Source organism: Anthropogastromicrobium aceti (assembly GCF_020687335.1).
Lineage (GTDB): Bacteria > Bacillota > Clostridia > Lachnospirales > Lachnospiraceae > Anthropogastromicrobium > Anthropogastromicrobium aceti.
Genome location: NZ_JAJEQN010000007.1, coordinates 85,882 through 107,913, shown reverse-complemented (window position 1 = coordinate 107,913; position 22,032 = coordinate 85,882). Strand labels below are relative to the sequence as shown.

Sequence of the window (22,032 nt, the reverse complement as noted above, 5' to 3'; positions counted from 1 at the left end):
AGACTTCTTGGCATTTCTTTCTGCTTTTATGTTCTTTTCATTTTCCATCAAAACAGAATAGTCTCCCATTGCATCATAAGGACACTGCCTCCGATAAAGCAAATTTTCTTCTCTGGTCATCAATCCTATCTCCCTTCTTTATCTCTCTGTTTTCCATTTTAACAACACAGGATTCTATTATCCTTAGCATATATGGGGAGTTTTTTTATTTTGCACCCCATATATGGTGAAATTTCACCTGTATTCATTAAAACTGTCTATCAGAGAATCTATGGTCTGCATGATAATTTTCTGCTCTTTCCATTCCAGCTTCTGAATCTGGTAAAGCACTTCCTGAACTGATTCCTGCCTTTCTGTATCACCTTCCTCTTTCCCCAGCAGGATATTGGCATCTGTTTCCAATATCTCAATCATCTTCCTGAAAATCTCAACAGACATTGCCGTTTGCCCGCCTTCAATCCTGCTGACCGTATTGACACTGATACCTGCTTTTTCCGCAAAAGATTCCTGTGACAACTTCATTTCCTGTCTGCGTTTTCTGATCCGTTCTCCCAATTCAATAAGTTCTGTGGAAATTGCACGATTGCTCAATACGGTGTCTCCTTTCCTGCAATTTGTTCCAACTTTACGCCATTGTGTCGCAAAGTTTCTCGAAAAAAAGCAGCTAATTTTTGTCTTAGCTGCTTTTCAAAAAATCTATTTCATTTTATTCTTGGTATTTTATGTATCCCTGTAAGAAGTGTAATCAGAAAAACGCAGAGATAAATGATCGCCTGTCCAACCATTGCAAGAAGAATGATGCTTCCGATCAATCCTCCGATCAGAAGATTCATTGTCCATACTGCCAGTGTTCCTCCGAGGTCAAAGCCTCTTGGAACCATCCAGACACACATTTTTCCAATTCCAAACGGTATCCCCATCAGAAGTAACAGCAAGAAATAATTGCACTCCCCATCCTGGATACAAAACGGTCTTAATACTGCAAACAATACCGTAATCACCAGCACTGGTGCTATCACTTTTTTAATCATCTTCTTCATGTTCCTTTATCCTCCATACATATCGTGATTAACTTCTGCCTGATAATAACTGTTTATCGTTGCCGGGGCATTATACAGGGCAGTCAGAAGATAGGCTTTAATATTCCCAACCTTAGTTGTATTCCGGTTCAGACAGAACAGCACATATTCGATATGTGAATAATTCAGTTTCATAAACCTGCTTTTCACCAAAGCAACTGGTTTTTCTACTCCTGCAATCCGAATCATACTGTCCTCCGGCATCATCATAACTTCAATTATCAGTTCTACCAGTTCATCTACATCTTCTTTGGCATGATATTGATAATCTATGTTTTCATGAATTACTTCACGATATGCTCTCATCTCCTCCATCACATCTTTTTTCCTTTTGGAATTACCTGATGTGATTGGATAAGATTGATTTATCTCAGTTTCACTAATATCAGTCTTGTTAATATCAGTATTATTAGATTGTGATTTCGGGCATTCTGGATTTGTGATTTCCACTATTCTGGAATGATGATTTTCACTATTTTGGAATTGTGATTCTGGAAATTCTGGATTTGTGGTTTCCACCATTCTTGAATTGTGATTTTCACTATTCTGGAATTGTGATTCCCCATAATCCTGAAGTGTGGTTTTCACTACTCCTGAATGATGATTTTCACAATTCAGAAAAATGCCTGTTTTCCCCTTATTTTCTGCTTCTTGTTGCAAATTTGCACATTCCTTATGTCTTTCCTGTTTCGATTGCAAATCTGCAATTTTTTTATGATCTTCCTGCTCAGATTGCAGATCTGCACAATTACTTGTCGGCTTTTGATCTGGAACCTCTCTGATCATAAAATTTTTCACATAAATAACATTCGGTTTTCCCAGTCCCAGACGTTTCTTCTCTATCAATCCAATCCCATTACTGCTGTCCAGCTCTTTTACCAGTTTCACTGCCTTTTGAGTTCCACAGTTCATCAACTCTGCAATTTCTTCCACAGTGAAGATAATGTATACTCTGTCCTCTGAATCCAGCCATCTGTTCTTAATGCTCAGGCTCATACGGTCCAGCATCAGACCGTATAATACCTTTGCTTCGCAAGAAAGAGTTTTAAAGCATGATTCTGTAAACAGCACTTTAGGGACACGATAGAAGCTGTATTGTTCCGCTTCCATCCCTGTAAAATAATCAAACTGTATCTTCTGCATCTGCTACTCCTTCTTTGTTTTCTTTCCATTTATCCAAAAGCATGAAAATGACTTCTTCTATCTGTTCTTTAGAATATGTCTCTGGAAAATAATTGCCGATTTTCTTTGCCGGGATCGTCACATTAATCTTACTGTTTTCCTTTTTTAATAAAACAGCATAGATATAACTCTGGTTTAATTTTCCGTTTGCACTGCACTCTTTTAACTGTTCTGCCTGTTGCTTTGTCGGAAAGATGCTGCTGTTGGCAATCACTTCCAGAAGCCACTCCTGTTCCTCTGGCTTCAGATAAGATAGCTTTTCTCCTACAATCATGGGAATTTTATTATTGTCCACATATTCCAGCAGAGCATCGGATAATGCCGCCAGACGGATATATCTCTGTACAGTTCTCCCACTGTCTCCGGCAGATTCCCCAACCATATCTGCCGTATATTTTTCGCCTTTACTTCCCTGGTGCTTCATAGCATCATATTTCATCTTATAGGCATGGGCCTTTTCACTTGGCAGAATATTTTCACGCTGAATGTTGGAATCGACCATAATTATGACAGCTTCATCATCTGTATAGTTTCGGACAAGGACCGGCATAGTTGTTTTGCCACACAGTTCACAGCCTCTTTTTCTCCTGTGACCTGAAATCAGTTCATATTCACCTTCTGATTGGGGTCTTACCAGAGCAGGATTTAAAACACCATAGTTTTTAATACTCTCTACTGTCTCAGCCATTTTTTCATCATCGCTCACACGAAATGGATGATTTTTAAAAGGATGGAGCTTTTCCAATTCTATTTCCACAACCTGGTTCATACTCTTTTCCGGTGATTCTTCCAATCCCAGTAAATCATCATAAGAGGTAAGCTGAATATCTTTTTTCGGTCTACGCATGTTTCAACACCTCCTGAACCAGTTCCAGATAGCTGTCTGCCCCCTTGCTTTTTCCGTCATAGGCAAAGATACTTACACCCTCCGATGCCGTTTCTGCAAGGCTTTCTGTTCTCGGAATTGTCTGCTCAAAAATCTTAATGTCACTTCCGTATGTAGTTTTGATTGCCTGTTTGTTTCTCTTGGCATTATTGTAACGGCAATTATCCATTGTGAATAAAATGCCTTCTATCTGTAAATCTGGATTGAACCTCTGATGGATTCCCTTAACCACTTTCAGTAATTCCATGAGTCCATCTGCCGCATAATATTGTGGCTGCACTGGAATCAGAACACTGTCCGCTGCACTCAAAGCATTGATCGTCAACATTCCCAAGGATGGCATACAGTCAATCAGAATATAATCGTACTCGTCCTTCAGCAAGTCCAGATACTCTTTCAACACTTTTTCTCTGTCCTCTACTGTAAATAAGGACATATCCATTCCGGCGAGCAATTTATTTGATGGAATCAGGTCAACCCCTTCTTCATGGTGGAGAATCGCCTCTTTCGGATCAAATTCCAGTCCCATGATAATATTTTCCATCATACTCTTTAATGTTACCTTGAGATTTTTAGGGAATCCCAATCCCATTGTCAAATGCCCCTGTGGATCAGCATCTACCAGAACTACTTTTTTCCCTGACTTCACCAGTCCTGCTCCCAGATTGATTGTTGTCGTTGTTTTGGCTACTCCGCCTTTCTGATTTGCAATAGCAATTACTTTACACATATACTTTCCTCCGATTTACTCTTTTTCTTCTACTTCAACATAAACACGAAAATATTTGCTTGTTCCTTTGTTCGCATAAGCATCCGATACTTCCAGAACATCCAATTCTTTATGCTTTTCCAAAATACGACGGAACCATTGAATATCCTTTAAAGTACCCTGTAATCTAATTTTCAGCATACATATCCTCCCAGTCTTTGTAAAAACAATACTCTGGATAACGGATTTTAATGGCTTCCCAAAAATACCGGGCATATCCGCAGCAAAACAGATCTTCTACGGTATAATACTGACACTCTTTTAACTGATCTTCCTCTGCTTCATAATCTCCGACACTTGGTGTCCCATTACAGTAAAGATTAAATGCCATGCGGACGATCCGTAAACTTCCACTGGTCTGCCAACCTTCCTGCAGGGATTCCGTTTTTACACATCCAGTTTTAAAATTATAGATTTTATTCACATTTTCTCTTGTGTCTCTGTCGATACCCAGGCAATAAACCAAAGCCTGATGGTAGACATCCTGATATCTGCATTTTTCCAGATATTCCATATAAAATTTTTCGTGTTCCTTGCTCTTGAAAGTAATTGTGCGAGAATTGCTATTCTCTGCTCTTAACGCTGTGTTTGTCATTTTTTATTTTCCTCCTAAATTTTAATAAAAAAGACACCCCATTTCTGGAATGCCCTATAAAAAATAGGGACACCCGCTTTTAACAAGTATCCCTATAATCTATCAATTATCTGATAGCTCTCTATTCATTTTCATATTCAGAATTCTTTGTGTTCCCCGTACCGAGGTCTAATGCAACAACAACGGTTACTTTCTTCACAAGGCTCTTTTCTTTGTGATTTTCGCCTATTTTTTTGAAACTGAAAAACTCCACAAAGTGCGTAAATTCAAGGATTTCTACATATTCTTCCTTTGTAGCAACACCACAGTCTCCACATGTGCACTCCACGGGAACATATCGACTGGCTGTACCTTTTCTACCTGATAGCGGTACTCGCCTTCTTTGCCTTCGTTGCAAACTTTTTCAGTCAGATACTTTAAGTCTCTGGCAAGTGTTGCACTGTCGCAGCTTACATACACGATACGGTCTGGATGCATAGCCGTGATGGTGTCTAAAAGTACGCTGTCACAGCCTTTTCTCGGAGGATCTACGACGATAACGTCTGCATGGCGTTCTTCTTTGCTGTCACGCTTTTCGTACCATTCTGGCAGCACTTCTTCTGCCTTTCCAACAAAGAACTCCGTATTGTCAAGACCATTTCGCGCTGCGTTTCCGCGCGCATCTTCAATGGCTGCTGGAATAATCTCTACTCCGTAAACCTTCTTTGCACTGCGTGCCAAAAACAGTGAAATCGTTCCGATGCCGCAATACAAATCCCACACTGTTTCCTGTCCGGTAAGACCAGCAAATTCGAGTGCTTTTTTGTAGAGCACCTCTGTCTGGGACGGATTTACCTGAAAGAAGCTCTGCGGTGAAATCTGAAATGTTACTTCACCAATCTTATCCTCTAAATATCCTGGTCCAAACAAATTTACAACTTTTTCGCCAAGAATTACATTTGTCTTTTTCTTATTGATATTTAAACATACAGATGTCATACCCTGTATCTTTAGCAAACGCTCTGTAAGCTTGTCAGCATGAGGCAGACTGTCGGCATTGATGACGAGACATACAAGAATCTGTCCTGTATGAAAGCCCACTCTAATCAGCGCATGGCGCACAATTCCTGTACCACGTTCTTCATCATATGGCGCAACGTGATACTCCTCCATGAATGACTTGATCTCTCGTATAATAGTCTGATTGATTTCTGGTGCGATCAGACAATCCTCACTGTCAATAATAGTGTGAGTGCGTCCTGCATAAAATCCAGCGCAAATTCCTCCCTTATCCGAACCAAATGGCACCTGTGCCTTATTGCGATAACGCCACGGCTTTTCCATGCCAAGCGTCATTGGCACTTCAATATCCTTTAATCCTCCAATGCGTCGCAGATTATTCTCTACCTTACGGCGCTTGAACTTTAGCTGTTCCTCATAAGTCATACATTGAAGCGTGCAGCCGCCGCACTGACGTGCGACAGGACACAGCGGCTTTACACGATTTGGCGATGGCGTAATGATTTCCATCAGGCGTCCATAGCCATAATTCTTTTTGACCTTAATGACACGGACCTTTGCAACATCTCCAATTACCGTATCCTTGATAAACAGAGGAAATCCATTCTCATTGCCAAGCTCACCCTCGCTTATCTTGCCGATGCCTTCACCTTCCACACTTAAATCTTCGATTGTTACAATGTAATCCTGATTTTTTTTCACTTCCATACTTCTCCAACTCTTTTTCTTGTTACTGCAATACTGTTTTCTTAATATTGCTGTCCATTAAACGGTTAAATCCAATCCACTCACCTGGTGTTGCTGATGCAAGCTGCTCCTTCATAATTTCAAGCTTTGCATCTGCATTATCTGCAAAGTTAAGCGCTGCTGCCTCAATGATAGCAGGCTTTTTCGGTGAACCATACTCAAACTCACCGTGATGTGCTAAAATGCAATGCTTTAACTCAGATGCTAATACTGGCGGGAAACCTGGAATCTCACGGATATGACTTCCAATCATTTCAACGCCCATTACAATGTGACCAAGCAACTGACCATCATCTGTGTAGTCATTTTCTGGGAAATCAGACAGCTCATTTACCTTTCCAATATCATGGAACATAGCTGCGGTCAAAAGCAGATCACGATTGATCATTGGGTAAAGCGTGCAGAAAAAATCACAAATCTTAGTAACAGACAAGGTATGCTCAAGAAGACCACCGATAAAGCCATGGTGAACAGACTTTGCTGCTGAATGCTGACAGAAATTCTTTACAAACTCCTTATCTCCAAAAAAGCTCAAAAGAAGCTCATGCAGATGCGGCTCTTTAACCTTCTGAATAAAGCCATCAAGCTCCTTAAACATTACAGCCGGGTCTTTTTCAGAAACTGGGAAATAATCCTTCTGATCATATTCGCCCTCTTTTGCCTTGCGAATGCGGCGGCAATTTAACTGCAGACTGCCATTAAACAAAGTGACATCACCATCAATTTTAATAAAGTCAAGATTTTCAAAATGCTCAATTGCACCAGACAGCTCCCATACCTTGCCATCAAGCACACCTGTCTTATCCTGCAAAGTCAGCGAATAATATGTCTTTCCTGCCTTTGTCGTTGCAATCGTTTTATTTTTACAGAAAAAAATCTGCGACAGGCGTTCTCCCTCACGCAGCTCCTGAATATATTTCATAATCTTTTACCTCTCTCACTTTTTTTTGATACTTATTTAAGGGGATTATCCCCCTTTTATCTTATTATAAACAACTTCGCAATGCTTGTAAATGCTTTTACAAGTAAAAAAACTGTGGTTTTTCTTTTTCCTCTGTAGTATACTGAAGTTGCCTGTAAACTGTAACACACCAGAATCAGCGAAAGTTTCTTGCACTTTATTGTATTTTTTATTATACTTCTATTGTATTTTTTATTAAGGGGAAAATTTATGAATCAAAAAGCTTTATCAACACTTGAATATACAAAAATAATCGCCCAGCTTGAGGAATATGCATCTACCTCAATGGGCAAAAAGCGCTGTCGCGAACTCGTTCCGATGAATGATCTTCAAGAGATCAAAACAGCACAGGCACAGACAAGCGATGCACTAGCACGCATTCTTCGAAAGGGAAGCATCTCTTTTTCTGGTGCAAAGGATATACGCGACTCACTTCTTCGTTTGAAGGTTGGCTCATCATTAAGCATCGCTGAGCTTTTGCGTGTAAGCGCACTTCTTCGCGTTGCACTTCGCGCAAGCGACTATGGCAAGCGTGACCATGAACCTGGCGAGGAAGACGATGCACTTGACGCAATGTTTCGTGAGCTTGCACCTGTCGTTTCTCTTGCAAAGGAAATTGACCGCTGTATCCTCTCTGAGGAGGAGATCGCTGATGATGCAAGCAACGGACTTCGCTCTGTGCGCCGTGCCATGAAAACTGCTGCCGAGAAGATCCGCACGCAGTTAAACAGTCTTGTTGTAAACTCACGTACTTATCTGCAAGATGGCGTTATCACAATGAGGAATGGCCGTTACTGTGTACCTGTAAAAGCTGAGCACAAATCCAACGTGCCAGGAATGGTACATGACCAAAGCTCTAGTGGTTCTACCATTTTTGTCGAGCCATTAAGCGTTGTAAAACTGAATAATGAGCTTCGCGAATTGGAGATCCGTGAACAAAAGGAAATCGAGGCTGTTCTTGCAGCTCTAAGCAATCAGACATGTGATCATTTAGATGAGCTGACACTTGATCTTGAACTTATCGGAGAGCTTGATTTTATCTTTGCAAAGGCTGCTCTCTCCCGCCATTACCGCGGCTGTGAGCCAAGATTAAATAAAGATGGCATCATTCGTCTGAAAAATGCACGTCATCCGCTTCTTGATCCGCACCGCGTTGTGCCTATTACACTTACGCTCGGTGAAAACTTTGATCTTCTGATCGTTACCGGACCAAATACTGGTGGTAAGACTGTTTCATTAAAGACAGTTGGTCTTCTGACACTTATGGGTCTTGCCGGACTTCACGTACCAGCTGCTGAGGGAACAACCTTAAGCGTCTTTACTGAGGTTTACGCAGACATTGGCGATGAGCAGAGCATTGAGCAGAATTTAAGTACCTTCTCATCTCATATGACAAACACCGTTAAATTCTTAGACAAGGCTGATAAGGATTCTCTGGTTCTGTTTGATGAGCTTGGTGCTGGTACAGACCCTGTTGAGGGTGCCGCACTTGCAATGGCAATTTTATCCTTCCTTCACAACATGAAGGTTCGCACAATGGCCACTACACATTACAGCGAATTAAAGCTTTTTGCTCTTTCCACTCCTGGTGTCGAAAATGCCAGCTGTGAATTTAACGTGGAAACACTTCGTCCGACATATCGTCTGTTAGTCGGCATTCCAGGAAAGAGTAACGCTTTTGCAATTTCAAGAAAGCTTGGTCTTCCAGAATTTATTATTGACGATGCTAAAAAGCATATCGACAGTCAGGATGAGAGCTTTGAGGATGTAATCTCTAATCTTGAGGCTTCACGTGTCCAAATGGAGCAGGATAAGGAACAAATTGCGGCTTATAAAGAGGAAATGGAGTCTCTTAAGAAGCAGCTTTCTGCCCAGAAAGAAAAGCTTGAGCAGCAAAAGGCAAAAATCTTACAGGATGCCAACGAAAAAGCACGCAAGGTTCTTCAGGATGCCAAAGATTACGCTGATGAGACTATACGAATTATCAACAAAAAGACTGATGGAGGCGAGGTTAGCCGTATTCTTGAGGAAGAACGTACTAAGCTTCGTACTAAGCTTGACAAGACAACATCAAAGGCACAGATTTCACAGCCAAAGGCTTCTCCATCTAAAAAGCCAGATGCTAAAAAGCTTAAGCTTGGTGATGCCGTTAAGGTAGTTTCACTTAATCTTCGTGGTATTGTAAGTTCTCTTCCAAATGCAAGAGGAGATTTATTTGTCCAGATGGGTATTCTTCGTTCTCAGGTCAATATTAATGATTTGGAGCTGATTGATGAGCAGACTATTTCTGGTGATGGCGTACCTGCAATGCGCACAAAACAAAAGGGCAATGGAAGCGGCAAGATTCGTATGTCAAAATCTGCCACTGTTTCTCCTGAAATCAATCTGATTGGAAAAACAGTTGATGAGGCAATTCCAGAACTCGACAAATATCTCGATGATGCTTATCTGGCACATCTTGAAAAGGTTCGTGTCGTACACGGACGCGGTACAGGTGCCCTTAGAAACGGTGTTCATCAGCATCTGCGCAAGCTCAAATATGTAAAGTCCTTCCATTTAGGGGAATTTGGTGAGGGCGACAGTGGTGTTACCATTGTTACTTTTAAGTAAGAAAAAGAGAGGGGAATAAATATGATCAACCATGAATTCGACATTATTCGTGTCTTAATTGCCAGTCAGGATGATGAAATGATTAAAAAGCTCATCTTGTGCCTGACAGAAAATGCATATGAAACAGTCACAGTTAACAATAAAACTGATGCAAGAAAAAATCTGCTTTCCTTTCAGCCGCATATTTTGCTGGTAGACCGTCAGATTCCAACTATGAATAGTCTTGATTTGTGCCGTGAATTTCACAATGCCTGCAATATTCCGATTTTAATGCTGTCTAATGATGATAATATCGTCGATAAGGTGCTTTCTCTTGAAATTGGATGTGATGATTTTATGACAAAAGACTTTGATTCACGTGAGCTTATTGCTCGTATCCGTGCAATTGTCCGCCGTTCCCATTCAAACATACCAGACTTCTCTACATTGTCTGGCACATCACCGTCAGCTGACAGCGATTCTTCAGCCAAATGTATTACATTCCCTGGCCTTGTTATCAATCTGACCAATTATTCGGTCAGCTACCGCGGTGCTACAATTGAAATGCCGCCGCGCGAATTAGAGCTTTTATATTTTTTAGCCTCCTCACCTAATCAGGTTTTTACAAGAGAACAGCTTCTTGATCATGTGTGGGGCTATGAGTATGTAGGCGATACCCGCACGGTAGATGTCCATATTAAACGCCTGCGCGCAAAGCTTCCAGGCAAAAACAGCTGGTCTATCGCTACCGTATGGGGAGTCGGCTACAAATTTCAAACAAAACCCGCAAAAAGCGAATAATGTTTTTACTCGTTTGGATGATTCCAGTGCAGACGATGAAGCTCACCATTTAACTGCATACTGGCAAAATGATTCTGACGAAGTGCCTCATACAGCACAATCGCAACAGAATTTGATAAATTCAAGGAACGAATCTGTGGATTCATTGGAATACGGAAACACTGGTCTTCATAGTCAAGCAAAATCTCTTCCGGGATTCCAGCACTCTCCTTTCCAAACATCAGATACGCATCCTCATCATACTGGGCATCACTATATACGTGATGTCCTTTTGTTGTTGCTAAATACAACTTTTTAGATGCATCTGGATTCTTCTCGAGAAAATCATTGAAATTTTCATAAACGCGCACATCGAGATGCTGCCAGTAATCAAGACCTGCTCTTTTTAACGCTTTCTCATCGAGTGAAAAACCAAGCGGCTTAATCAGGTGAAGTGTTGTTCCTGTTGCCACACATGTTCTTCCAATATTTCCTGTATTTGCCGGAATCTCCGGCTCTAATAATACTACGTTCATACCATTTGCCTTTCTTCTTACTTTCTAATACGCACAAGCTCATCCTGTGCAGGTTTATCAAGATATCTTACTTCATCATCTCTGCGAATCACACGTGCGTTTTCTTTTGTTACCTGACCAATTACAACGCAGCTAACTCCTGCTTTTGCAAGTGCTGCACACACTTTTTCCGGCTGCATTGAAGATATAAGACAAGCACCATCTCCCATCAGCAGATAAGGATTTATACCATAAAACTCACTGATTTCTACTGATTCCTGACGAATAGGAATCTTTCGCATGTCTATGTCGAGTCCTGCACCGATACCATCTGCATAATTCCAAAGTGCGTTTAAAACACCGCCCTCTTGAATTGGATATATACAAGCATCAATATCCTCAAGAGCTTCTTTTACAGGACGAATACTAAGTGTGTCCAAAAACTGCTGTGCCTGACGTATAAAGCCCTGCGTATACTGCTTTGTCAGTGCGTCTTCTCCGTAAGCCGCAAGCAGTCCAATTCCTGCCATTCCCGCATGACCTGCCATGCAAAGTGTACTTCCTGCCTGTAGTGTTTTGTTTTGATTTTTGCCATCATTATCTGTGAAGTCTTCGTTGGCATATCCAACTGCTGTAACTGATATGACTGCCTTTTGCACGAAGCTGCTAACACCTGCTGTCACTAAGCCAAGCTTGACTGCTTCTTTCTGACACAATGCAGCTATATAACCAGTTAACTCTGCCATAAATGCTTCTTCGCTGTCTTCCGGCCAAAGAAAGCTGACATTTACAAGCTTCGTACATCCACGCTGCGCAAAAACTATATTGCATGCTCTGTAAAATGCAAGTGCGATATCCTCTTTTGCCGAAACTGTCATCATTGCTTCTGAGACAATCTCTTTTTTTTCATGGCAAATCACTGCGCAATCATAATTTTGTGCAAAGCCTTCTGCTAACTTTTGCACTTTTTTTATTGGCCGTACAATGCTTCTTTGCTGCGCATTATACGAATATCTTCCTGTTCGCATATTTTTGCCCTTTCTGTTATTCATAATATGGCCACTCTCCTCCGCCAGGCGTTGTTACTGAGATATCAATTGTCCAGCCGATGTATGGAAATACCATGGCCTCGCCTGCATTTCCCGGACGAGCTGATGCACTGACATTACAATCTGAAGCTCGGTAAATAAGTCCCGATGCTGCCTTATAGTTGTCACGATTTAGTTCTGTTTCCTCCACAAGCTGTCCGTCAATATAAATCTGCTTATAGGATACACACGACAATGCTGGATGCACCTCGACCTCAACTTTATGCTTATAGTTAACACGAACCTCTCCAACCTGACATTCACTATCATTTACAACAATGTTGTATAGCGTCTCTGGCCATGAAACAGATAAAATCTCTGTTCTAAATCTTACAGAACGGTTTGCATCGCGCTCCTCAATTCCCCAGATATTGATACAGATGCGGTCGTCTACTACATATGCTTCAATATAAATCGGATGATTTGAGCTGTTTACAAATTTAAAATCAGAATTATCCTGCGGCGCTACCATTGCATCCATGCCTGGATATACATAGTTAACCATCATTGAATGATTTTTACGATAGGAAACATCAAGTTCAGCACGCAAAACTGCATTATAAAGTGTCGTTGTTACCTGACAGACTCCTCCGCCAACTACCATCTCTACCCTTCCCTGATTGTAGCCTGGTGCCTCTGCGTAGCCATTTTCTATCGTAACTGCACCGTACAAATCAAGTGCAGATATTGTTTCGCCCGGATAAAAAATACGGCCATTCATACCTTCTGCAGCACGGGAAATGTTATTTCGTCTGTTCTTGTCTCCAAGACCATCTGTGTAAAAGCTTCCAAGCGGCAGCTCACTAAATGCAAAATCGGCACTAGTATATGTCGCTGGTGTTTCCGTGTAAGGAAACGTGTAATTTATAGGATCAGCCGTTGAAAAATCATTTATCATGCCTGTCAGCTCATTATAAATAGCCTCTGTATCAAACGCAATTCCATTTACTGCCTCTGTTACAACAAACTGTGCATTCTCACGTTTTACGCTTGCATTTGATACTGTTCTTGACAGGGTCGATGTATATTCACTTATTGTATCATGGAGAGTCTGCGTATCAAGCGAAAACTGCAGATCAAGATCCACAGGATTTACATCCATATCCTTTTGCTTTTTATACTGCTCTACGATATTTCCGCTCATAGTTAAATTGTCAAGAGAAGATACAATCTCTGCATTTGTACACGCTACGCCGAAGGAGGACGCACTGTACTCATAAGTATTTCCCACAATGTTCCATACCATATATCGTGACTGCCTGTCTTCTATATAATCAGAGATCTCGCTTTTTGCTTCTTCAAGCGTTTTCCCCTCAAGGCTTATTCCTTCATAGCTTACACCTCTTGGAAATACACCAGTCGTACTCGTATTGAACGTTAATACAAATGGTGTCTTAGCAGTATCTGCCTCTGATGCATATGATACCACACCAACCGCTCCAAGCAGCAAAAACGCTACCGCAGCTGCCTTTGCTGCACTTTTTTTAATTTCCTTTAATGATCTCATTCTGTGAAACTCCTTCTTACGTAGAAACATGCGCCCCTTACAATAAGCGGCGCATGGATAAAAACTACTATTTAGCGTATCATAATTTAATATGGATAATACGGCCACTGCTCACCTGAAAGCGTATACGTATCGATTGTAAACGCAATGCCAATGTTCGGGAGCGTTGCCCAGGAAGAGCCAGTCGGAACTTCGTTCGGCCTTGCCTGAATGGTACAGTCTGATGCATGAATCAGTTCACCAGATGCCGGACCATATACAGATGTATTTAACAATTCTACAGACTGCTCTACCCCATCAATGTACACATGTTTGTAAGACTGTGCGGTAAATCCCGGATGCGGATCGGTCAGTGTCTTCTGCTTATACACTACATTTACATTACCAACCTTACAGTTTACATCATCCACTCTCTGAACATACAGCGGATCCTTCCATACAAAATCTGTTGTTCTCGTACTTGTGAATGCAATAGTACGGTTTGCCGCACGTTCCTCCACGCCCCAGATGTTGACGGTTACGCTGTCTCCGTCTACATAAGATTCAATGTAAATCGGATAATTGAGTGTGTTTGTGAAAGTAAAATCCAGACCTGACTTGTAATCCACGGTAGCATCAAGCGCTGGCTCTACGTAGCTGACGATCATGGAATGAGATTTTCTGCTTACAACGGTAAGTTCTGCTCGAATGACGGCATTGTATAATGTGGTCGTCGTCTGGCAGATACCGCCGCCCATACTCGGCACAACCTTTCCAAGTTCATAGCCAAGACCCATCTGGTAGCCATTTTCCTCTGTTACATCATGGAACATCTTGAGCGTTGAAGCAGTCTCTCCCGGATAAATTACATTGCCATTCAGGTTCTGTGCGGATATCCGGATATTATTGGTTCTCGGTTCATCACCTAGACGAGTGGTTGTGTAGCTTCCGAGTGGGGTCGGTGAAAAATTAAAGTATGAGCTGTCATATGTCGGTGGTGTCTCTGTAAATGGGAAACTATACTGAATAGAATCAGCAGTAGAGAAATCCTCAATCTTTGCCAACAGCTCCGCTGCAATAGCATCTGTATCAAAAGAAACTCCAGTCACACCTTCAGTTACAACAAATTGTCCGTTTTCACGCGTTACAGTTGCATTCTGAGGATCCTTATAAAAATGACTTGTGTACTCTGCAACAGTACTTCTTACTGCATCTTCATCTACTGTAAACTGTAAATCAAGATCAATCGGGCTTTGATCAAGATCCTTTTGCTTCTTGTACTGTTCTATAAGATTTCCCTCTAATGTCATATTAGAAAGCTGGCTGACTACGTCTGGATTTGCCCATGTAGTTGAAAATGAGCTTCCGTCATAATCATATTTATATCCAAGCACATCCAACTGCATGTATCTTGTCAGACGATCATTAGCATATTCGTTAATCTCTGATACAGCCTCATCATACGTCTTTCCCTCGAGACTGATTCCCTCATAGCTGACGCTGCGTCCAAACACGCCTGTTGTTTTTTTATTGAACTTCAGATCGTAGGACTTTGCCTGAACCTGGCCTTGCGTCTCTTCTGCAAAAGCAGAGACGACCATAGAGGCAATCATGGCTAATACGATAATCACTGCAACTGCACCTGCTAGGATGCGTTTTTTCTTATCATTCTTGTTTTTGTAGTAAAACATCCGCCTTTTTCCTTTCTATTTCTATTCATGCGCCCAGATTCTTATTATACATAATAATATGGTATTTTTGCAATACCTTTTCAAACTTTCTTTATACATCTGAGTACATAAATTAACAGTGTTTTTCTTATCATACCATACTTTCAAAGTTTTTCACATTTCAAATTTCTTACATTTTTCGGACGATTATGACCTTTACTTTTTTCTGGCTCTGTGTTATCGTAAAGTTACAAATATAGGGATGTCAATTTAACAAATCAAGGAAGTCCCCTGCTTCAATTGCGAAGAGCAATAAGCAGTGGGTGGGGACTTGCTTGTATCAGGAGGGGTACAAGCCCCTCCTGATAAACTGCGAAGCAGTTATTTGATTATGAGCAAGTAGCGAAGCGGATTGCGAATATCCGCTTGACTCCCACACATGCCGTGGGCATCGGCATTCTGTAAATTGTCCAAATTCAATATTTGAAGAAAGGTTCTTATTATGACTAAACAGGACGCTATTAACTTATTAACACAGAAAGATCAGATGCAGCTGCTTTCATTTTATGACACTCTTACACCAGAGCAACAAGAAAATCTCCTTGCTCAGATTGAAGGAATTGACTGGTCCTTGCTTGATGTATTAAAGACACATGAAACAGTAAATGCACGAGGCACATTTGCACCGCTGTCTGCCATGGAGCTGTCCCAGATTGACGCAAACCGCGCACATCTTGAAGAAGTTGGATTACAGGCAATCCGCGAGGGCAAGGTTGCTGCCGTTTTGCTTGCAGGAGGTCAGGGTACCCGTCTTGGTTTTGATAAGCCAAAGGGTATGTACAATATCGGTGTCACAAGAGAGCTTTACATTTTTGAGTGTCTGATCAATAATGTAATGGAGATTGTAAAAAAGGCCGGTGCCTGGATTCCATTTTATATCATGACAAGTGACAAAAATTATGATGATACTACTGCTTTTTTGAAGGAGAAAAATTATTTTGGCTACAATGCCAAATATATTCATTTCTTCAAGCAAGAGATGGCACCAAGCGTAGATTACAATGGAAAGCTTCTTATGGAAGCACCTGATCGCCTGTCACTGTCTCCAAATGGAAATGGCGGATGGTTCTCATCTCTTTGCCGCTACGGATATGACAAGCAGATGAAGGAAGCTGGTGTTGAATGGTTGACTGCATTTGCTGTTGACAATGTTCTTCAAAGAATTAATGATCCGGCATTTGTCGGTGCTGTCATTGATTCTGGCTGTGACTGCGGCGGTATGGTTGTAAGAAAGGCTGACCCAAATGAACGTGTCGGCGTTCTTTGTACTGAGGATGGCAAGCCTTCCATCGTTGAATATTATGAGATGACTGAAGATATGATTCACTTAAAGGATGAGAATGGAAATCTGCTCTACAACTTTGGTGTTATCTTAAACTACATGTTTAATTTGGATCGTTTAACTGAGATCAAAAGCAAACGTCTTCCGTTACATATCGTTGAGAAGAAGATTCCTTACATTGATGGTGATGGCAATCTGATTAAGCCAACTACACCAAATGGCTATAAGTTTGAATCCTTAATTCTCGACATGATCCATATGATGGACAGCTGCTGTCCATTTGAGGTTGAGCGTGAGAAAGCATTTGCACCTGTTAAAAATCCGACTGGTGTAGACTCTGTTGAATCTGCAAGAAAACTTCTTGAGAAAAACGGCGTAACTTTATAAAAATAATCGGGGATAGGAAAATTTTTCCTATCCCCATTTTTACTGCAAAATCAAACCCTGTGCTGCCCATTCTCTCAGTAAGTCTGTCATCCACAAAATACCATCCCCTGGTTCCTCTATTTCAATCGGTTCTTCTGCTGGCTCAATGCTTACTACAAAACTAAATAATGCATTCTTTATATCTGGCTCATCTGTCTGTGTCAAAAGCCCTTCAGTCTCACCGACAACTGGAGAAAGCTCTTCAATTCCCCATTTCTCTTGAAGTTTGTCTGAAATCTCTGCTTCAATTGTCACTTCAAATGCATATGTGCCTGCTGCGCCATCTTTTCCCGCACAGATTGATGCATTAACTTCAAGACCTTTTGAAACTGCATTCTCAAACTGCACAGCTAATGGTTCTTTCTCATCATCTTCATGCGGACAAAATGTAGTCTGAAGAGTATCAAATATCTGCTTTTTCTTTTTATCCTGATCAAAAGCATTTTCTGGATCAGCTTCTTTCATTCCTTCTATTACTGCATCCACATATGGTGTAAAAAGTGGCTCCCAGTCAATGACAAATGTTTTATCTAACTGCCCCTGCTCAATCTGCATATCGATGCGCTCCAAAAGCTGCCCTATCTGATCATTTTTCAGATTAATCGTGTAAGAGCCTGCATCATGTGCCGCCGCAAGACCTGAAAACACCCCTATAAAATCATCATATTTAAACTCATCCAGACCTATTGAAGAACCTACCAGACCAATCCAGTCTTCTGTAATTGAATCTGCTGCCTGCAGCACATTCTCATTCTCTTCCTCGTCAATGCGGTTCTCCTCTGTCAATTCCGATATCATCTCTTTAACCGATTCTGTATTTAAATATGCCTTAGTACCAAATACACGAAGTACATCCTCTGATACAAAATCAAAAAAAGTTCCATCACCATTTGGTGCACTTAAATACAGCATGTCCACAGATGCACTGTCTGGCGTCATACGGATCGTCATTCCGGCCGATACTTCCATATCACCAAGCGTCATTGAGACTGAAAACATTTCAGTTCCCTCTTTTATCCGCCGTGCTTCTGTGACCATATCTGCAATCTTTCTTATTCCACCCGTTTCCTCTTCTGCAAAAGTATTCTGTGCCGCGCTGACAAAAATCACTGTCCCTGCCGCAAACAGCATCATTCTTTTTCTCATGAAACGTTCCCTCCATACACTATATGTTGCCACTTCCATTTCCAACATTACTCTCCTGCATTACACAGCTTTATCATACTCATACTACCATACTACGCCCTTTTTTGCAAAGATATTACGCTTACAAATATCTTACATTTTACAACAAGCGTTACTGTTGACTGGTTTCTTTTGATATGGTATACTATACACAACTAGATGGACATATTTTTTTATGTTCCGTCAAAAAATTTAAGGAGGTTTTTTTACCATGGATATGTCTTCTTTTTCTCTGGAAGGTAAGATTGCGCTGATTACTGGCGCTTCCTATGGTATCGGTATGGCTATCGCTAAGGGTATGGCTGCTGCCGGTGCTACAATCGTATTTAACGATATTAAGCAGGAGTTAGTTGATAAGGGTCTTGCTGCATACGAAGAAGCTGGAATCAAGGCTCATGGCTATGTTTGTGACGTTACTAATGAGGACGCTGTAAACGAGCTTGTTGCAAAGATCGAGGCTGAGGTTGGTGTAATCGACATTCTCGTAAATAATGCCGGAATCATTAAAAGAATCCCGATGTGCGAGATGACCGCTGCTCAGTTCAGACAGGTTATCGATGTTGACTTAAATGCTCCGTTTATCGTAGCAAAGGCTGTTATTCCGAGCATGATCAAGAAGGGTCATGGAAAGATCATCAACATCTGCTCCATGATGTCTGAACTTGGACGTGAGACCGTATCTGCTTATGCAGCAGCTAAGGGTGGCTTAAAGATGCTGACCAGAAACATCTGCTCTGAGTACGGTGAGTACAACATTCAGTGTAACGGTATTGGACCTGGCTACATTGCTACTCCACAGACCGCTCCGCTTCGTGAGATTCAGCCAGACGGTTCCCGTCATCCGTTTGACCAGTTCATCATTGCCAAGACTCCGGCAGCTCGCTGGGGAGAGGCTGAGGACCTGGCAGGCCCGGCAGTATTCCTTGCTTCTGATGCTTCCAACTTCGTAAACGGACATGTTCTGTACGTAGATGGTGGTATCTTAGCTTACATTGGAAAGCAGCCACAGTAATTTATCTGATGAATCGTACTTAAATAGTACATAAAAAGAAAGCTTCGCGTTGTTTGACACATATGCGGAGCTTTCTTTAAGCATAAAAAGCTTTGCTAAATATAATACAGAAAGGTGTGGATAAATCGTTATGCGCATTGCACTGGTAGATGATTCTGAAATTGAACGTGGGATACTTCTGTCTTTGATTACTGACTATGGATGCGAAAAGCAGATTTTATTTGAATCTGATTGTTTTGACAGCGGAGATGCTTTTTTGTCTTCCTTTTCGTCTGATAAATACGATATTGTTTTTATGGACATTTTTATGAATGGTATGAGCGGTGTTGAGACGGCAAGCAAAATGCGTCAGATTGACAGCCATGTTATTTTAATTTTTCTGACTGCCTCTGCTGATTACATGCCAGATGCCTTTCGTGTCCATGCATTCCACTATATTCTAAAACCATATCAGAAAGATGCGATTTTTGCATGTCTGAATGATGCCTCTTTGCACCTTCCAGCTTCTGAAACCTTCATTTCATTCTCAGTAAATGCAATTGAGGTTCGTATTTTTGCTTCACAAATTGTATGCATCGTGGCTGACTCTCACTATACATGGATCACCGACCGAAACGGTCAGAAATACCATCCTTGTGCTGCCTTTGGTACATTCTCAAAACAGCTTTTATCTGACCGTCATTTTCTTCTTGTCAGCAGAGGTGTCCTGTGCAACATGGATGATATTAAATGCTTTTCTTCTGGCAGCTGTCTTCTTTCAAACGGACAGACTCTTCCAGTTACACTGCGCAATGCCAAGCGTCTTGAACAAACCTGGCGTGACTACTGTTTTTCAAAGACACGAGATCAAACTTTGGAAATTTGATTTTTGCTTTTCATTCATAAATTTTGCTTTTCGTTCATACTATATTGACTTTTTTGCATAAAAGCGTTAAATTTTTTGTACTACATCAACATTGCTTCACACACATTAGTTGGTTAGTTTCTTATTTTACACACTTTCTTTGTACAAAAAAAGACCGGCTCCCACACACCGGTCCTTTTTTGTTATCTTTTATTTTGATCCAACTTTCTTAAAGATTACAACAACAGTTTTTAAGATAATTTGAATATCAAGCTGAATGCTCCAGTTATCAATATATTCACAGTCCAGACGAACAACCTCCTCAAAGTCTTCAATGTTGCTTCGTCCACTGACCTGCCACAATCCTGTCAGACCAGGCTTCATGCTAAGACGTCTCTTATGACGCGCCTCATATTGTTTAAACTCATCTACTGTAGGTGGTCTTGTTCCAACAAGACTCATATCACCCTTTAGTACATTCCAAAACTGTGGAAGCTCATCAATACTAGTTGAACGAATAAATTTGCCGACCTTTGTGATTCTCGGATCATCCGTCATCTTAAACATAAAGCCCTTCATTTCATTCTTTTCCATAAGCTCAGCCTTGCGCGCCTCTGCATCCTGATACATAGAGCGCACCTTATAAATATAGAAATAACGGCCATTTTTTCCCACACGCTTTTGCTTAAATATGAGTGGTCCAGGAGACTCTAGCTTTACAGCTGGTGCGATAAAAAGCATCACAACTGCTGTAATCATCAGTCCTACTATCGCTCCTACAATGTCTATTATACGCTTCATTACAAGCTTGTTAAAATCAAAAAATCTTGGTGCCACGCTGAGCGCATAGTGATTTCCAATCTGAGTAACTTCTCTTTGATAACCTGCGCCAAGATGATCAAGAAGGTCAATATTTACATGAACAATTACACCCATCTGAGCAAACTGCTCAGCATACTCAATGATTTCGTTTTTTCTTTGATCATCAAGCACTAAAAATACTTCATCAACAATTTCCCTGCTTGCTACCTCAATCACATTGTCGCCATTTGCCACAACACGATAGCCTTCGATATCTTCTCCAACATAATCACCATCTGTAATCGCAAGCGTAATCAGATAATTCTCGTAAGTATTATATCGTCTTAAGTCCTCTGCAAGCGTTTTTACACGATCAGATGTCGTCAATACAAGGAGATGATCTGCTTTTTTATTTTTAAAAATAGTACGAAGCATTCTCTTACAGATTAAATGTGTCACAGCCATCAGCACTATATTGATCAGTACTGTTAATGCCCATACACTTCTGCTGATCAGCTCTGTATTTTTAGTAACATAAAATACAGCAATAAGCACAGCTCCCATAATAATATTTAACTTGATCGTATATGTAATTTCTTCATATTTGTTTCGCTTCATGAAATAACGATTCATGTTGAACGACAGAAATACCAAAAAATAGCTGATCAAAATCATCCAAAGAGATGATAATACGGAAGAAAAATCAAATATAAACTTCCGAAAAACGGATGCAAGAAAACAAGCTGCAATATAGCTTATCACGAGACAAACCGCATCAATCCAAATCAGCAGATAATCCTGCATGTTTTTCCTTTGTTGACTCATGTTCAGAAATTCCTTTCCCTTTATTTCTTTTGTTTATTGTATCATAATTCTTTTCTTTAAACAACTTGATTTTTCAATTCACGCGTCCTGCTAGATGTCTCAGTAAACTGAGACGATAAATTTCATGCTTACATAGAAATTTGACAGATCAGCATAATAACATGCCCGAAGGTGAATGGTAATGTTTTTTTTCTTTTCCTGTTTACTTTTACTTTAAAAAAAGGTATAGTATCAGCGAAGTAAACGAATAT

At 40.8% G+C, this 22,032-nt stretch carries 20 protein-coding genes; 5 read left to right on the top strand and 15 right to left on the bottom strand.

Going from position 1 to position 22,032, the window contains the following annotated elements; all coding sequences use genetic code 11:
- Positions 1–234: 234 nt before the first annotated feature.
- From LKD48_RS04225 to LKD48_RS04185, 9 genes are all read right to left on the bottom strand, one after another.
- The gene (locus LKD48_RS04225; RefSeq protein ID WP_118741641.1) at positions 235–591 is read right to left on the bottom strand and encodes a helix-turn-helix domain-containing protein; all 357 of its coding nucleotides are present in this window, start codon (positions 589–591) and stop codon (positions 235–237) included.
- A 110-nt stretch (positions 592–701) separates the two neighbouring features.
- On the bottom strand, positions 702–1,040 hold the full coding sequence (locus tag LKD48_RS04220) for a DUF6050 family protein (RefSeq protein WP_118367359.1): 339 nt from the start codon (positions 1,038–1,040) through the stop codon (positions 702–704).
- Positions 1,041–1,046: 6 nt separating this feature from the next.
- Positions 1,047–2,222 carry a replication initiator protein A gene (locus LKD48_RS04215; RefSeq protein ID WP_308731290.1) on the bottom strand — a complete coding sequence of 392 codons (1,176 nt, stop codon included), beginning with the start codon at positions 2,220–2,222 and terminating at the stop codon, positions 1,047–1,049.
- Positions 2,203–3,108 carry a ParB/RepB/Spo0J family partition protein gene (locus tag LKD48_RS04210; protein WP_227617392.1) on the bottom strand — a complete coding sequence of 302 codons (906 nt, stop codon included), beginning with the start codon at positions 3,106–3,108 and terminating at the stop codon, positions 2,203–2,205. The genes LKD48_RS04215 and LKD48_RS04210 overlap by 20 nt, the downstream gene beginning before the upstream one ends.
- Entirely contained in the window at positions 3,101–3,877 is a 777-nt protein-coding gene (locus LKD48_RS04205) for a ParA family protein (RefSeq protein WP_119245954.1), read from the bottom strand. Before LKD48_RS04205 ends, LKD48_RS04210 begins: the two co-directional genes overlap by 8 nt.
- A 15-nt stretch (positions 3,878–3,892) precedes the next feature.
- Entirely contained in the window at positions 3,893–4,057 is a 165-nt protein-coding gene (locus LKD48_RS04200) for a hypothetical protein (protein WP_002594292.1), read from the bottom strand.
- Positions 4,044–4,511 (bottom strand): DUF6075 family protein, encoded by a 468-nt coding sequence (locus tag LKD48_RS04195; protein ID WP_124984243.1) that lies wholly within the window; start codon positions 4,509–4,511, stop codon positions 4,044–4,046. Before LKD48_RS04195 ends, LKD48_RS04200 begins: the two co-directional genes overlap by 14 nt.
- Positions 4,512–4,787: 276 nt before the next feature.
- Entirely contained in the window at positions 4,788–6,218 is a 1,431-nt protein-coding gene (rlmD, locus tag LKD48_RS04190) for a 23S rRNA (uracil(1939)-C(5))-methyltransferase RlmD (RefSeq protein ID WP_308731289.1), read from the bottom strand.
- Between the two features lie 22 nt (positions 6,219–6,240).
- On the bottom strand, positions 6,241–7,179 hold the full coding sequence (locus tag LKD48_RS04185; protein WP_262538730.1) for a 3'-5' exoribonuclease YhaM family protein: 939 nt from the start codon (positions 7,177–7,179) through the stop codon (positions 6,241–6,243).
- 249 nt (positions 7,180–7,428) lie between these two features.
- On the opposite strand from LKD48_RS04185, the gene LKD48_RS04180 reads away from it, so the two are divergent.
- Together LKD48_RS04180 and LKD48_RS04175 are read left to right on the top strand one after the other, a co-directional pair.
- Positions 7,429–9,828, top strand: coding sequence for an endonuclease MutS2 (locus LKD48_RS04180; RefSeq protein WP_308731288.1), 2,400 nt, complete (start codon positions 7,429–7,431; stop codon positions 9,826–9,828).
- A 21-nt stretch (positions 9,829–9,849) separates the two neighbouring features.
- Entirely contained in the window at positions 9,850–10,608 is a 759-nt protein-coding gene (locus LKD48_RS04175) for a response regulator transcription factor (protein WP_066563036.1), read from the top strand.
- Positions 10,609–10,613: 5 nt separating this feature from the next.
- Here the strand turns inward: LKD48_RS04175 and trmL are convergent, their stop codons facing one another.
- The 4 genes from trmL to LKD48_RS04155 all read right to left on the bottom strand — a co-directional run bounded on the left by trmL (position 10,614) and on the right by LKD48_RS04155 (position 15,367).
- A complete protein-coding gene (gene trmL, locus LKD48_RS04170; protein ID WP_066563035.1) occupies positions 10,614–11,123 on the bottom strand; it encodes a tRNA (uridine(34)/cytosine(34)/5-carboxymethylaminomethyluridine(34)-2'-O)-methyltransferase TrmL in 510 nt (169 codons plus the stop codon).
- A gap of 17 nt (positions 11,124–11,140) precedes the next feature.
- Positions 11,141–12,130 (bottom strand): AIR synthase-related protein, encoded by a 990-nt coding sequence (locus LKD48_RS04165; protein ID WP_308731287.1) that lies wholly within the window; start codon positions 12,128–12,130, stop codon positions 11,141–11,143.
- Between the two features lie 16 nt (positions 12,131–12,146).
- Positions 12,147–13,697 carry a VanW family protein gene (locus tag LKD48_RS04160; protein ID WP_308731286.1) on the bottom strand — a complete coding sequence of 517 codons (1,551 nt, stop codon included), beginning with the start codon at positions 13,695–13,697 and terminating at the stop codon, positions 12,147–12,149.
- A gap of 86 nt (positions 13,698–13,783) precedes the next feature.
- Positions 13,784–15,367, bottom strand: coding sequence for a VanW family protein (locus tag LKD48_RS04155; protein ID WP_308731285.1), 1,584 nt, complete (start codon positions 15,365–15,367; stop codon positions 13,784–13,786).
- Between the two features lie 481 nt (positions 15,368–15,848).
- Between LKD48_RS04155 and LKD48_RS04150 the strand changes: the two genes are divergently transcribed.
- A complete protein-coding gene (locus tag LKD48_RS04150; RefSeq protein WP_308731284.1) occupies positions 15,849–17,075 on the top strand; it encodes a UTP--glucose-1-phosphate uridylyltransferase in 1,227 nt (408 codons plus the stop codon).
- Positions 17,076–17,114: 39 nt separating this feature from the next.
- Here LKD48_RS04150 and LKD48_RS04145 read toward each other — a convergent pair whose 3' ends face one another.
- Positions 17,115–18,260 (bottom strand): hypothetical protein, encoded by a 1,146-nt coding sequence (locus tag LKD48_RS04145; protein WP_308731283.1) that lies wholly within the window; start codon positions 18,258–18,260, stop codon positions 17,115–17,117.
- Positions 18,261–18,516: 256 nt separating this feature from the next.
- On the opposite strand from LKD48_RS04145, the gene LKD48_RS04140 reads away from it, so the two are divergent.
- Together LKD48_RS04140 and LKD48_RS04135 are read left to right on the top strand one after the other, a co-directional pair.
- The gene (locus LKD48_RS04140) at positions 18,517–19,311 is read left to right on the top strand and encodes a gluconate 5-dehydrogenase (RefSeq protein ID WP_066563054.1); all 795 of its coding nucleotides are present in this window, start codon (positions 18,517–18,519) and stop codon (positions 19,309–19,311) included.
- Positions 19,312–19,441: 130 nt separating this feature from the next.
- Positions 19,442–20,176, top strand: coding sequence for a LytR/AlgR family response regulator transcription factor (locus LKD48_RS04135; protein WP_262538740.1), 735 nt, complete (start codon positions 19,442–19,444; stop codon positions 20,174–20,176).
- 189 nt (positions 20,177–20,365) lie between these two features.
- Here the strand turns inward: LKD48_RS04135 and LKD48_RS04130 are convergent, their stop codons facing one another.
- Positions 20,366–21,781, bottom strand: coding sequence for a sugar transferase (locus LKD48_RS04130; protein ID WP_066563023.1), 1,416 nt, complete (start codon positions 21,779–21,781; stop codon positions 20,366–20,368).
- Positions 21,782–22,032: the final 251 nt, after the last annotated feature.